Source organism: Streptomyces odonnellii (assembly GCF_000981895.1).
Lineage (GTDB): Bacteria > Actinomycetota > Actinomycetes > Streptomycetales > Streptomycetaceae > Streptomyces > Streptomyces odonnellii.
Genome location: NZ_LATD01000027.1, coordinates 24,764 through 37,406, shown reverse-complemented (window position 1 = coordinate 37,406; position 12,643 = coordinate 24,764). Strand labels below are relative to the sequence as shown.

10 protein-coding genes and 1 pseudogene are annotated in these 12,643 nt (G+C 66.7%); 8 read left to right on the top strand and 3 right to left on the bottom strand.

Annotated elements, in window-relative coordinates; all coding sequences use genetic code 11:
• The first annotated feature begins 42 nt into the window (after nucleotides 1-42).
• On the top strand, nucleotides 43-2,490 hold the full coding sequence (locus WH07_RS04045; protein WP_046495326.1) for a SpoIIE family protein phosphatase: 2,448 nt from the start codon (nucleotides 43-45) through the stop codon (nucleotides 2,488-2,490).
• Between the two features lie 160 nt (nucleotides 2,491-2,650).
• Here WH07_RS04045 and WH07_RS04040 read toward each other — a convergent pair whose 3' ends face one another.
• Nucleotides 2,651-3,070 (bottom strand): SDR family NAD(P)-dependent oxidoreductase, encoded by a 420-nt coding sequence (locus WH07_RS04040; protein WP_157877207.1) that lies wholly within the window; start codon nucleotides 3,068-3,070, stop codon nucleotides 2,651-2,653.
• Between the two features lie 446 nt (nucleotides 3,071-3,516).
• Nucleotides 3,517-5,148: a CocE/NonD family hydrolase gene (locus WH07_RS04035; RefSeq protein WP_052744229.1), complete on the bottom strand. Its 1,632-nt coding sequence runs from the start codon at nucleotides 5,146-5,148 to the stop codon at nucleotides 3,517-3,519.
• Nucleotides 5,149-5,731: 583 nt separating this feature from the next.
• Between WH07_RS04035 and WH07_RS04030 the strand changes: the two genes are divergently transcribed.
• The 4 genes and pseudogenes from WH07_RS04030 to WH07_RS39560 all read left to right on the top strand — a co-directional run bounded on the left by WH07_RS04030 (nucleotide 5,732) and on the right by WH07_RS39560 (nucleotide 7,558).
• A complete protein-coding gene (locus WH07_RS04030; RefSeq protein ID WP_046495324.1) occupies nucleotides 5,732-6,400 on the top strand; it encodes a TetR/AcrR family transcriptional regulator in 669 nt (222 codons plus the stop codon).
• A gap of 119 nt (nucleotides 6,401-6,519) precedes the next feature.
• A pseudogene (locus WH07_RS42075) lies at nucleotides 6,520-6,987 on the top strand (SAM-dependent methyltransferase); the annotation flags it as partial.
• The gene (locus tag WH07_RS40815) at nucleotides 6,988-7,245 is read left to right on the top strand and encodes a hypothetical protein (protein WP_232788707.1); all 258 of its coding nucleotides are present in this window, start codon (nucleotides 6,988-6,990) and stop codon (nucleotides 7,243-7,245) included.
• Nucleotides 7,232-7,558 carry a hypothetical protein gene (locus tag WH07_RS39560; protein ID WP_157877205.1) on the top strand — a complete coding sequence of 109 codons (327 nt, stop codon included), beginning with the start codon at nucleotides 7,232-7,234 and terminating at the stop codon, nucleotides 7,556-7,558. The genes WH07_RS40815 and WH07_RS39560 overlap by 14 nt, the downstream gene beginning before the upstream one ends.
• 744 nt (nucleotides 7,559-8,302) lie before the next feature.
• On the opposite strand, the gene WH07_RS04015 is transcribed toward WH07_RS39560, so the two are convergent.
• The gene (locus tag WH07_RS04015; RefSeq protein ID WP_046495318.1) at nucleotides 8,303-9,028 is read right to left on the bottom strand and encodes a TetR family transcriptional regulator; all 726 of its coding nucleotides are present in this window, start codon (nucleotides 9,026-9,028) and stop codon (nucleotides 8,303-8,305) included.
• Between the two features lie 184 nt (nucleotides 9,029-9,212).
• Here WH07_RS04015 and WH07_RS04010 point away from each other — a divergent pair, with 184 nt between their 5' ends.
• The 3 genes from WH07_RS04010 (at nucleotide 9,213) to WH07_RS04000 (ending at nucleotide 12,240) form a co-directional block, all read left to right on the top strand.
• Nucleotides 9,213-10,364, top strand: a complete 1,152-nt coding sequence (locus WH07_RS04010) for an acyl-CoA dehydrogenase (RefSeq protein ID WP_046495316.1) — start codon at nucleotides 9,213-9,215, stop codon at nucleotides 10,362-10,364.
• Nucleotides 10,365-10,426: 62 nt separating this feature from the next.
• Entirely contained in the window at nucleotides 10,427-11,215 is a 789-nt protein-coding gene (locus WH07_RS04005) for an electron transfer flavoprotein subunit beta/FixA family protein (RefSeq protein ID WP_046495314.1), read from the top strand.
• Nucleotides 11,216-11,277: 62 nt separating this feature from the next.
• Entirely contained in the window at nucleotides 11,278-12,240 is a 963-nt protein-coding gene (locus WH07_RS04000; RefSeq protein WP_046495312.1) for an electron transfer flavoprotein subunit alpha/FixB family protein, read from the top strand.
• Nucleotides 12,241-12,643: the final 403 nt, after the last annotated feature.

Genomic DNA, 12,643 nt, shown 5'->3' with positions numbered 1-12,643 from the left:
ACGTGCGTCCAGACGCTGTATGTGCGGGGAGGCGGAACCGCGATGGAAGAGCAGCACACCCCTGGCATCGAATGGCCGCACTTCTCGGACGACGGCACGGACACGGCGAGGGCGGCTGTGGACGAACACGGCGTCGTCATTCTGTGGAACGAAGGAGCCCGAAAGCTACTGGGTTATCCGTCGGCCGAGGTCCTCGGCAGCTCAGCGGCTTCCCTCCTGGACGAAGAGGTCCCCGCGGAGACATTGCCGACACTTCAAGGCTTGGTCAGGTGGCACGGCAGCCTGCCGTTGCGCCACCAGGACGGGCACCGAATAGTGATGAAGGTCCTCGCTCACCGTTATATCGAGGGTGGCCGCAGCCTCGGCTGGCTTCTGGTCTGCCCTCTCACCCGTACCGGTGTCGAGCCGGAGGATCATGCCCTGATGGTGCAGAGCTACGAGCAGTCGCCGTGCTCCATGGCGGTGTTCGACACGGATCTGCGCCTGCGTCGAGCCAACGGCTCCGCGGAGCGCACCATGAATCTCACCGAGGCCGATCTGCGCGGACTGCGAAGTGCGGATTTCCTCCCCTTCGATTCCGAAGTCGACAAGGTCAGGCAGGCCATGACCCGGGTCAGGGATACCGGGAAGCCGCAGTACCTCGAGAACTACATCCGGGTTCCGGGCGAGACGCGTAAGCACGCTTGGTCCAACTATATGTACCCGCTGCAGGATGAGAACGGTTGTGTTCGGGGAGTTGCCATCACCGCGCACGACATAACCGCTCAGCACTGGGCGCATAAACGGCTGCAAATGCTGAACGCCGCCGGCGCCCACATCGGCAGTACCTTGGACGTGGCCCAGACGGCCCAGGAACTTGCAGACGTGGCCATTCCGGAGTTTGCGGACTTCGTCAGTGTTGACCTGCTCGAGTCCGTGGTCCGTGGTGAGGAGCCGACCCCTGGGTCGATCAGCGGATCCATCGCGTTCCGTCGAATTGCTATGAAGTCCGTCCTGGACGGCTGTCCCGAGTCGACACGCAGACCAGGCGAGGCGGGTTTCCACCCGGAGTACTCGCTCGCGGCACGGGCGGTGATCGCCGGTGAGGTAGTCCAGCGCTCATCCATCGATCCTGAGTTCGCGCCGTGGTTGCCTGAGTTCCTCGGCTCCGCCCGAAGCGTCGACGAATTCTCGATCCATTCGGTACTTGCGGCGCCTCTGCGGGCCCGGGGAACCGTTCTGGGTGTGGCCGTGTTTGCCCGTCACAGGAATCCTGGGGTCTTCGACGAAGACGACCTCCTGCTTGCGGAAGAACTGACCGGCCGGGCTGCGGTCTGTGTGGACAACGCTCGCCGGTATACCCGCGAGCGCGACACGGCAGTGACCTTGCAGCGGTCCCTGCTGCCCCAACGGACGCCTAGCCAAGCCGCGGTTGAAGTTGCCTTTCGCTACCTCCCAAGCGACGTCCTGGCAGGCATGGGCGGCGATTGGTTCGACGTCATCCTTCTGTCCAGCGCCAGAGTGGCGCTGGTCGTGGGCGACGTCATGGGGCACGGGATCCACGCTTCGGCCAGCATGGGACGGTTGCGCACCGCGGTACGCACTCTCGCTGACGTGGACCTGCCCCCGGATGAACTGCTCACCCACCTCGACGACCTCGTTGTCCGCCTTTCGACGGAAGCAAGCCCTGACGACGCCTCACAGTACGACCCGGCGGCAGAGGCCGCGGGAGGCTTCGGTGCCACCTGCCTGTACGTCGTCTACGATCCCGTTTCCCGGGTATGCACGCTGGCCCGTGCTGGGCACCCCGGACCCGCCTTGGTCAAGCCCGATGGCACCGTCGAGTTCCTCGATGTGCCGGCGGGTCCACCCCTCGGCTTGGGCGGCCTGCCGTTCGAAGCGACTCAACTCACCCTGCCTGAGGGCTCTCTGCTCGCCCTCTACACCGACGGCTTGATCGAATCACGCGACAGGGACATCGACATGGGAATTGACCAGCTCCGCAACGCTCTTGCCCAACCCGCTACTTCCTTGGACAACGTCTGCGACACCATCCTCGGTGCTCTGCCGGGGCAACACTTCGACGACATCGCTCTTGTCGTGGCCCGCACCCATGCGCTCGGCGCCCAGCACGTTGCCACCCTGGATGTTCCTCCCGACCCGGCTGCGGTCGCTGACGCGCGCGCGTTCGCCGCGGAGCGGCTCGCTGCGTGGGATCTGGAGGAGACGGCTTTCGTCACGGAACTGGTAGTCAGTGAGCTCGTCACGAACGCGATCCGCTACGCCGATCCACCCATCCAGCTGCGTCTGATTCGCGACAGGAACCTGATCTGTGAGGTGACCGACGCCAGCACCACAGCTCCCCATCTGCGTCGTGCTCGCGTCTATGACGAGGGAGGCCGCGGCCTGCTGCTGGTGGCCCAGTTGACGTCTTCCTGGGGCACGCGCTACTCGGCGACCGGCAAAACAATATGGGCGGAACAAGTGCTGCCCCAGCCAAGCCTGCCTTGAGGGTGCACAACTGGCGCGGCGGAGGCCGTCGCTGCGAGAGCACACGCCACCCGATACGGATCACTCAAGGCCGCCCTGAGTCCCGGACCGGGATCTGCCGCCCTTGCATGCCCCAAGGCCTTTTCGGCGTCTCAGGGCGAACACGTGCAGGGGCCGACCCTCACGATGCGCATTCGGCCAGGGTGACGCCGGTGAGCCGCTCGGATTCGGTCCAGAGCCGGGCGTTAGCGGCATCGTCGAGCGCACGCCGAGTGAGACGGGTCTTGCCCGCTGGGCCGACCAAGCCCATCCGCCCGGTCGGGCCGAAGTAGTCGCCGGCGGTTACTTCCGGGCTCGTCGCAGCATAGAGCCGCGGCTCGGCGCCCTGCTCGACCTCCTGGGTCGGGACGATATCGAAGCGGGCGAACCAGGGGCGGGAGGTCTTGTCCTTGCCGAGGCTTGCACCAGCCGTCTGCAGGTTGGTCCGCGTGGAGCCGGGGTGCGGGGCGACGCTGAGCAGGTCCCAGTGGTACTCGGCCGCAACGGCCGCGAGCTGCTGGGTGAACATCAGGTCGGCCAGCTTCGACTGCCCGTAGGACATCATGGGGCTGTAGCGGCGGTGCTCCCGCTGGAGATCATCGAAGTGGATCCACCCCCTTAGAGACTGCCGGTCCGTTACGACTGAACATGAACAGGCCGACAGTCTCTAACGCAAGAGGCCGATGGTCCGTACTCGGGGCGGCGTGATGTCGTTCCAGCACACCCCAGCGAGAAGCGGCGCGCCGGGCTCAGGCAGGTCATCCTGGACACCGCCGCCACGGGCCCGGATGAGCTGCCTGCGCCCACCCACTCGCCGGGGTCCTCAGTTCCGGGCTGCTGAACCGGCAGGGCTGAATCCCGCGGAAACCGTCCCCGGCCCAGCCACGCTCACTGGGAGCCGGGAGGGCAAGCAGGTTGCCACGGCTGACGTCGCAGGCTCCTTGCCAGGACTGTCCTGCACGGCTTCCTGCCCTCCGCCGTTGGGGCCTCTTCCGGACGGCTTCGTGCTCACGCGGGCGGGCTGACCGGCAGCGACAGGATGGTCGTGGCGTGGTCGATCACGTGCGTCGCCGTCGCTGTCGCCGTTCCCGTCGCGGCGGCATGGCCAGTGCCCAGGTTCCGGTCATATTCGGGGAACGATCCGCCCGAAAGCTGCAGCCGGATCCGCTGCCCGGCGGCGATTCGTCGCGCGCAGTAGTCGAGCGTCAGCTCGGCCTCCCGCAGTGCACCTGGATCGTCCACGACCGGCAGTCGCAGCATCGCGTCGGAGAAGTTGGTCGAGGTGCCGTCCGCGTCCACCACGCACAGGCGTGCATGAAGATCGGCATGCGGGTTGTCCGAGGTCAGCTTGATGCTCAGATTGGGGTTCCCGTGGATCTCGGTCGGCTGGCCGAACGGTTCGGTGGTGAACGTGAGCACGTCTGAACGCTGTTCGCGCGGCGCGTTGTCCCTCGCGCCGCCGTCCGGCGCGACGCGCCGGCCGCCGACGGTGGGCGTCGGGTCAGCGGGGTCGTAGGTGAAGGTCGAGGAACCGGTATCACCATCGGCGGCGAGTGATCCCCCGGCGCCGAGCCGCCATGTCAGATGGTCGGTCGCCTCGGGCAGGTCATCGAGTTCGCGCCACTCCTCCGCGCCGGCAACGTACAGCCGAACGGGCGGACGGGAGAGCACAGCGGCGTCATCGCGCAGATGGTCGTCGAACCACGCCTGCGATTCGTCCACCATCGTCGCCGCAGCGGTGGCGACGACGTCGGTGTGCACCCACGGTCCGAGCGTCAGTGCGGTGTGGACGCCTCGTGAGCGAAGCGTCTGGAATGCCTCAAGGGTCTGCGGCAGGAACACGTCGTAGTTGCCGCCGATCAGCAACGTTGGACCGGTGAAGCGTTCCAGAGCGGCATGGTGGTCGTACGGCTGCCAGTACTGGCCGGCTAGATCGGTATGACTGATCCATTCGCGGTACCACGGCGCGGTGGGGCCGAGCAGGTCGGCACCGGCCTGCAGCGGAAGTCGCTGCGCGGCGTCGACGGGCAGCTCGGCCGCGATCCCCGGGGAAGGCCGGCGCACAAGATTGCTCCAGCTCTGGCACTCCTGCACGGTAAACGCGCCGGTGCGGTAGAAGGCAGAGCCGAAGTCGTAGGGCCCGACCACGATCACCGCGGTCTTCACCTCGGCGGGCGCGTCCTGCAGCAGTGCGTAGACGCAGTAGGCGAGGTAGGACATGCCGATCAGGCCGAGTCGCCCATCGAACCAGGGCTGCTCGCGCAGCCAGCCGACCGTGTCGTGGCCATCCGCAGCTTCTTGGACCATGGGCTGCAGCTCACCGTCGGAGTCAGCCGTGCCACGGCAGCTCTGCAGGAGAACGTGATAGCCCGCACCGGCGAACACCCTGGCGAGCAGCACGTCGTACGGGAAGCTCCGCCCGTACGGCGATCGCACGAGAATGGTGGCTGCCCGCTGGTCCGTGAGCGGCGCGTAGTGCTCGGCCGTCAGTTCAACGCCGTCGCGCATGGGAACGCGCACCGTCGTGACCAGACAGTCGGTGCTGCGTGGCTTGATTCCCAGGATGGCCAACACTTGTTGCGGGTCGGCCTTGGCGAGTTCCTCGAACATCGCGAAATCGAAATGCGGCTCTTCTGACATGGCGGATGCTCCTGTTTCGCAAGGGCTGAAAAGCAGAGGTGCAAAAGTGGTTGGACCAAGAGAAAATAGGCGACCTGGGACCGCCCCTTGTCGGACTCGTCCGGTGTCCGGGGTTTGCTGTGCAGAACTGTCAGGCGTCGCTGCCGAGCCGAAGCCTGATCGACATGTCGTCAGGGCCGGCGATCCCACGCGCCGCGTCGGCTGACCGTCGCCGGGGGCGGCCTTCAGTTCCACGGCGTTGCTCAACGAGTTGCCGTTGCGGGGTGTGTGCGGGAATGCGCCGACAAGGCTCGCCGCTCCGCGGGGTGGTCATCACTTTGATGACGTCGCGCGTCGTGGGCAGCGTCCGCTGCCAGAGGCGCGCGGCCCCCCGCCAGGTGGGCTTGAACACTGAGGCGACTACGTGGTCACTGGCTACCAGCGCCGCGTCGGTGACCGTACACCTCAGGCCGCGAGAACTTCCGGTAACAAGCCACACCTTGGACATGCGACCAGGCTCCTTGTGTACCGCCGGTCCATTGCACCGCTCAAGTTAATGAACCACCGGTCCCTTGTCAATGAACCGGCGGTCTACAATGCGGGCATGACGACGTTCCGCCGCGCGCGCAGCGCGGAACAGCGGGAGATCCGCTGCCAGTCGATCCTCGACACCGCCGCCGCCATGCTGAACGAGATGCCCGTCAACAAGATCACCCTTAACGAGCTCAGCCGACGGGTGAATCTGGCCAAGTCACCTCTGCTGCGTTACTTCGAGTCCCGTGAGGCCATCCTTCTGGAGCTGCTGGACCGCACCTGGCAGCAGTGGCTTGCGCGGCTTCCCGAACAACTGGCCGTCGGCGTCCGCGCCGACGACACAGTCGCGGAGCGCGGCACCCAGCTCGCCGTCACCCTCACCAGATCGCTCAGCCACGAGCGTGCGCTATGCGACCTTCTCGCTGCCCAAGCCGGCGTCCTGGAACACAACGTCTCCACCGACGTCGCCATTCGCTACAAGCACGCCGCCGTCAACAACGTGACAACCCTCGCCGGACTGATCCGCGATCACCTGCCGGAACTCGGCGACGGCGCAGGACAGTTCTCCGCCCAGACCATCCTGGTCACCGGTGCCATCTGGGCACACTCTGTGCCGTCCGCCGGCATGCGCGCCGCATACGAAATCGACCCGTCGCTGGCTGAGCAGCACCTGGACTTCACCACCACCCTGCAGACCATGCTGACCATCCTGATCGTTGGGATCCTCGCTCGGCGGTAGCCCGACGGCTCGTTCCACAGCCGCCGGCCCCTTGCCCACTCACCCTCCGGCTCACGCCGGGCGGCGGGCGACCCTTACCGCGACAAGGGCGTCCACACTTACACCGACAGCCCCGACCACTGGCGCAAGCCCCCGGCGACACCTGCCTGTTCGAATGGGGCATCTACGAAGGCGCCCGGCGCCCGCTCAACCTCGGCGAAGCCGGTGTCCGCTTCTTCGACCGCCAACTCCACCACGCTGGACTGCTGGCCGACCCCCGACCGCGGATCCGCCGCATCCTCGATCTCGGCTGCGGCTGGGATTTCATCACGTACCTGCTCGCCCGACGCTTTCATGACACCCAACGCATCGACGCGGTCGACATCAGCCCGCAGCAACTCTCCGACTGCGCCGACTACTTCGCCGACCAGGACGTAAGTGACCGTACCAACCTCTACCTGTGCAACGGTCAGAACATCGACCGCCTCCCCGACCCTCGCACCCCCTACGACCTCGTCGTCATCCGCGGTGTCTACACACACTTCCGCGACGACGTCTACGAACACTCCGTCAAGACCCTTGCCGACCGAGTCCGCCCCGGCGGCAAATTGATCATCTCCGACACCCTCTTCAAGGGCGATCTCGACGCCTACACCTCCGAGATCCCCGACGACGTCGGCCGGCTCGCCTGCGGCAACAGCAGGACCCCCGAATACTTCGCCGACGTGATCCGCGCGGGCAGCGTCATCATCATCGACATGCGCGTGCTGCCCTCCAACGCCGACGTCGCAACGACATCTACTCTTTCGTCAAGAAGCGCCAGGTCGCGGCGATGGCCTCAACTGCGTGGATGTGCTGTGCGCTGAAAATGGCTACGACCTGGAGGAATGCCTGCATGAGGCCATGGTGATCCACGACCGGGTCGTCACATTGTCCGAACGGCTCAAGACGGCACTGCTTGCGGAAGACCTCACCTTCTACCAGCCGTATCTGTACGGCGCCGAGCGCTACCTGCGCGGATGCCTGGACTGGATCTACGAGACCCGCCGCTACCGCAGTCAGGGCGACCGGCAGGACACCTATGTGCCCCGGGGCCATCGCGACAAGCCGTACACCGATCGCACCGGTTCCGTGCCCCTGACCACCATTTCCTGGTGGTGGAACCACGCCCCGAGCTGACGGGCCACGTCGTCGTCGGTACCCGGAGAGGCTCCTGACGCGTGGATCCACACCCGGGCCCTGCGCCCGTCCCGTCGCGGCCTTCTGGGACAAGTTCGATTCCTTCATGGCCGTCGCCCACTCGGCAATCGCGGCAAACGCATTCTCGTGCGCGCCCAGGACGCCGGGGCCGTTACGTGGCAGGTCCGGCAGCAGCCCCCGAACCAGGTGCCGGGGCTCAACCGGCGCAATCCTGCCCGCTATCCGGCCCATCAGGGCCTCGAACACCTCGTGCCGACAGGCAGGGTCTACACTGCGGCCTGTGGCCACCGTCTCTTCGTTGTGGCGTGACCATCGACAAGTGATCGACGCGGAACTCGTGCTGCTGCATCACTCGTCACCTCCGCTCGCGTGAGGCTTGGACGGGTATCAGTGCGATGCCTCGTTCCGGTTACCCACGTGGTCGGCGGGATGCAATGTCACCCGCCACCGCGGCGGCAGTGCCGGCCCTGCCACGAGCGGGCACCCACCGAGTCTTGGTGAAGGTTGCTGATCTCCTCTCCCCCCGCCTCCGTGGGCCAAGGCCCCTGAAGCTCCTGAACCACACCCCTACGATGGCTGGGGGCCTGCCCTGATCTCTGGCACCGCCGGGCGGCTGCGGCCCGATCCAGAAATCCGTCCGGACACGGCGCTACTGCAGCACCGCGGCGGACATCGTGGCACTGAGTTCCACCGAAAATGACTTCACCACCCCTGAGGGACAGCTCAATGCTCGCCGAAGGCGCTTTCGATCTCGCGGACGACCTGCCACATCGGCGCCTTCCGCGTCGTGACCAGCACCACGACGGGCTCTTGCTGGCCCGCCCCTTCACCTTCCTCGCCGAGTCTCCAGACGTTCTGCGCGAGTTCGAGGGCACGGTCCATTTGGGTCGAGATGTCACCCTGGCCGCCTGAACGGAGCCACGTGCGCAAGGCATTGTTGTGGGCGGCTACCACGCAGGCGGCGATCATGTCGGCTCGGAGATCCCCGTCGGGCTGGTGCGCGAAGCGCCCGCGCAGGTAGTCGGCGAGGGTGCGCTCGTAGCGCCAGACCACGGACACCTCGTGGCTGCGTAGCCCCGGCACGCTTTTGGTCAGGCGGTACCTCTGTACGGCGAAAGAAGGGTTGGCGGCGTACATCCGCATGACGAGGCGGGCCGCGTCACAGACTCGGGCCACCGGTTCTTCCTCGCCCGTACCTTCCCGCAGGAAGGCTGTCATCTCGGCCAGACAGCGTTCGTGATCAGGAAAGACCACGTCTTCCTTGGAGGGAAAGTAGCGGAAAAAGGAACTACGTCCCACGTCGGCGAGACAGACGATGTCATCGATCGTGGTCTGCTCGAACCCGCGTGTCAGGAACAGCTCGAAGGCCGCCGCAATCATGGCGTCTCGCTTCGACGATTTGACGGGGCCGCTGCCAGCGGCTCCAGCGCCTCCGTGTGCCTGGCTCATGCGGCGAACATAGCACCCGCTGCGAGCACGCCCGGTGGGCCGGCTTCAGCGGACGAGACGCCACCGACGGTTGCATCAGGGCGGAACTTAGTGCCACTCTATGGCACTAAGTATCAAGAGAAGTTTCACTGTCGAACCATGTCTGCTCCTGGGCCTAGGCCGGGGCGGGGATTGGGGGCCCTCCATGAGCCAGGACTTCGACCTGTACCGCCCATCCGAGGAGCACAACATGCTCCGCGACGCGATCCGTTCACTGGCCGAGGCGAAGATCGCGCCGTACGCGGCCGCGATTGACGAGGAGGCCCGCTTCCCGCAGGAGGCGCTGGACGCGCTGGTCGCCAACGACCTGCACGCCGTGCACGTGCCCGAGGAGTACGGCGGCGCGGGCGCCGACGCCCTGGCCACCGTGATCGTGATCGAGGAGGTGGCGCGCGTGTGCGTCTCCTCCTCCCTGATCCCGGCCGTGAACAAGCTGGGCTCGCTGCCCGTCATCCTCTCCGGCTCCGAGGAGCTGAAGAAGAAGTACATGACCCCGCTCGCCCAGGGCGAGGGCATGTTCTCCTATTGCCTGTCCGAGCCGGACGCCGGCTCCGACGCGGCCGGCATGAAGACCAAGGCCGTGCGCGACGGCGAGGACTGGATCCTCGACGGCGTCAAGCGCTGGATCACCAACGCCGGCGTCTCCGACTACTACACGGTCATGGCGGTCACCGACCCCACCAAGCGCTCCAAGGGAATCTCCGCCTTCGTCGTGGAGAAGTCCGACGAGGGCGTCTCCTTCGGCGCCCCGGAGAAGAAGCTCGGCATCAAGGGCTCGCCCACCCGCGAGGTCTACCTCGACAACGTCCGCATCCCCGCCGACCGCATGATCGGCAAGGAGGGCACCGGCTTCGCCACCGCGATGCAGACCCTGGACCACACCCGCATCACCATCGCCGCCCAGGCCCTCGGCGTCGCCCAGGGCGCCCTGGACTACGCCAAGGGCTACGTCCAGGAACGCAAGCAGTTCGGCAAGCCGATCGCCGACTTCCAGGGCATCCAGTTCATGCTCGCCGACATGGCCATGAAGATCTCGGCCGCCCGCGCCCTGACCTACCAGGCCGCGGCCGCCTCCGAGCGCGGCGACAAAGACCTCACCTTCCAGGGCGCGGCCGCCAAGTGCTTCGCCTCGGACGTCGCCATGGAGGTCACCACCGACGCCGTCCAACTGCTGGGCGGCTACGGCTACACCCGCGACTACCCGGTCGAACGCATGATGCGCGACGCCAAGATCACCCAGATCTACGAAGGCACCAATCAGGTCCAGCGCATCGTCATGGCGCGCAACCTGCCCTGACCGCCGCCTGCTGAGACCGTCCGAACCACGGGACCGTGTTCAACCAATGTGAAGGGACCCCAGTGAGCTTGAGGATCGTTGTCACTGTGAAGTACGTGCCCGACGCCACTGGCGACCGGCACTTCGCCGATGACCTGACCGTCGACCGGGATGACGTGGACGGTCTGCTCTCCGAGCTCGACGAGTACGCCGTCGAGCAGGCGCTGCAGATCTCAGAGAACACCGGCGACGACGTGGAGATCACTGCCCTGACCATCGGCCCCGAGAACGCCAAGGACGCTCTGCGCAAGGCGCTGTCCATGGGCGCGGACAAGGCCGTCCACGTCGAGGACGACGACCTGCACGGCACGGATGCGATCGGCACCTCGCTGGTGCTGGCCAAAGCGATCGAGAAGGCCGGTTACGACCTGGTGGTCTCCGGTATGGCCTCCACCGACGGCACCATGGGTGTCGTGCCGGCGCTGGTCGCCGAGCGCCTCGGTGTGCCGCAGGTGACCCTGCTGTCCGAGGTGAGCGTCGAGGACGGCACCGTCAAGGGCCGCCGGGACGGCGACACCGCCACCGAGTATCTGGAGGCGCAGCTCCCGGCGATCGTGTCGGTCACCGACCAGTCGGGCGAGGCGCGTTACCCGTCCTTCAAGGGCATCATGGCGGCGAAGAAGAAGCCGGTGATCTCCTGGGACCTGTCCGACCTGGACATCGACGCCAAGGAGATCGGTCTCGAGCAGGCCCACACGTCCGTTGAGTCGGCGGCCCAGCGTCCGGCCCGGGCCACGGGCACGGTCGTCAAGGACGAGGGCGAGGGCGGCAAGCAGCTCGCCGAGTTCCTCGCGAGCCAGAAGTTCATCTGAGCCCGCGGCTCAACTCGCTTACCGCCCTTAAGACTTCGCACATCCGCAAGGAGTTTCTTCCCATGGCTGAAGTTCTCGTCTACGTCGACCACGTGGACGGTGCCGTCCGCAGGCCCACCCTGGAGCTGTTGACGCTCGCCCGCCGCATCGGCGAGCCGGTCGCCGTCGCTCTGGGGTCCAATGCGGAGAAGACCGCGAGCACGTTGGCTGGTCACGGTGCTCTTCGCGTGCTGACCCACGAGGCGTCGGAGTACGCCGACTACCTGGTGGTGCCGAAGGTCGACGCCCTGCAGGCCGCAGTCGAGGCCGTGTCCCCGGCCGCCGTGCTGATCCCGTCCTCCGCGGAGGGCAAGGAGATCGCCGCCCGTCTCGCTTTGCGCATCGGTTCCGGCATCATCACCGACGCCGTCGACGTCGAAGCGGGCGACGAGGGCCCGGTGGCCACCCAGTCGGTGTTCGCCGCCTCCTTCACCACCACCTCCCGTGTCTCCAAGGGCACCCCGGTCATCACGGTCAAGCCCAACAGCGCGGCCGTGGAAGCCGCCCCGGCCGTCGGCGCGGTCGAGGCCCTGAACGTGTCCTTCTCGGACCAGACGACCGGCACCAAGGTCACCAGCCGTACCCCGCGCGAGTCCACCGGGCGTCCGGAGCTGACCGAGGCCGCGATCGTGGTCTCCGGCGGCCGTGGTGTCAACGGCGTGGAGAACTTCGCGATCATCGAGGCGCTGGCCGACAGCCTGGGTGCGGCGGTCGGTGCCTCGCGTGCCGCCGTGGACGCCGGCTGGTACCCGCACACCAACCAGGTCGGCCAGACAGGCAAGAGCGTCTCGCCGCAGCTGTACATCGCCTCCGGCATCTCCGGTGCGATCCAGCACCGGGCCGGCATGCAGACCTCGAAGACCATCGTGGCCATCAACAAGGACGCCGAGGCCCCGATCTTCGAGCTGGCCGACTACGGCGTGGTCGGCGACCTCTTCGACGTCGTCCCCGCCCTGACCGAGGAGGTCAAGACCCGCAAGGGCTGACCGCGCCCGAATCGGGTTCACGATGCACGTCCGGGTGCTGTACCGGGCACCGCCATCTCACGTCCTATGCTGGTCAGTTCTGCGAACGTGACGATGCTGTAGGCCGTGAAGCGTCCACGTGATTAAGGGTGGGTACGGCAACAGAGCCAGACCACGTGCCGTCCGGCATGCCGCCGAGCCCGGCTGTCGAGGCCTCCGGAGACCGCAGTATCGCTGCGGGCGGCGGCATCGACATCGCGGTGACGGGCGGCGGGCGACATCGCCCATCAGTATCTGTTCTTCGGGGGCGGGCGTACGGCGCCCCCGACGGGCGAGTACAGCCGGGATGCACCTCCGACCTGAACGAAGACTGGGCCGATACTGTCCCCCGGCCCGGCTATCCCCTGCCGCAGTTGCGCCTGCT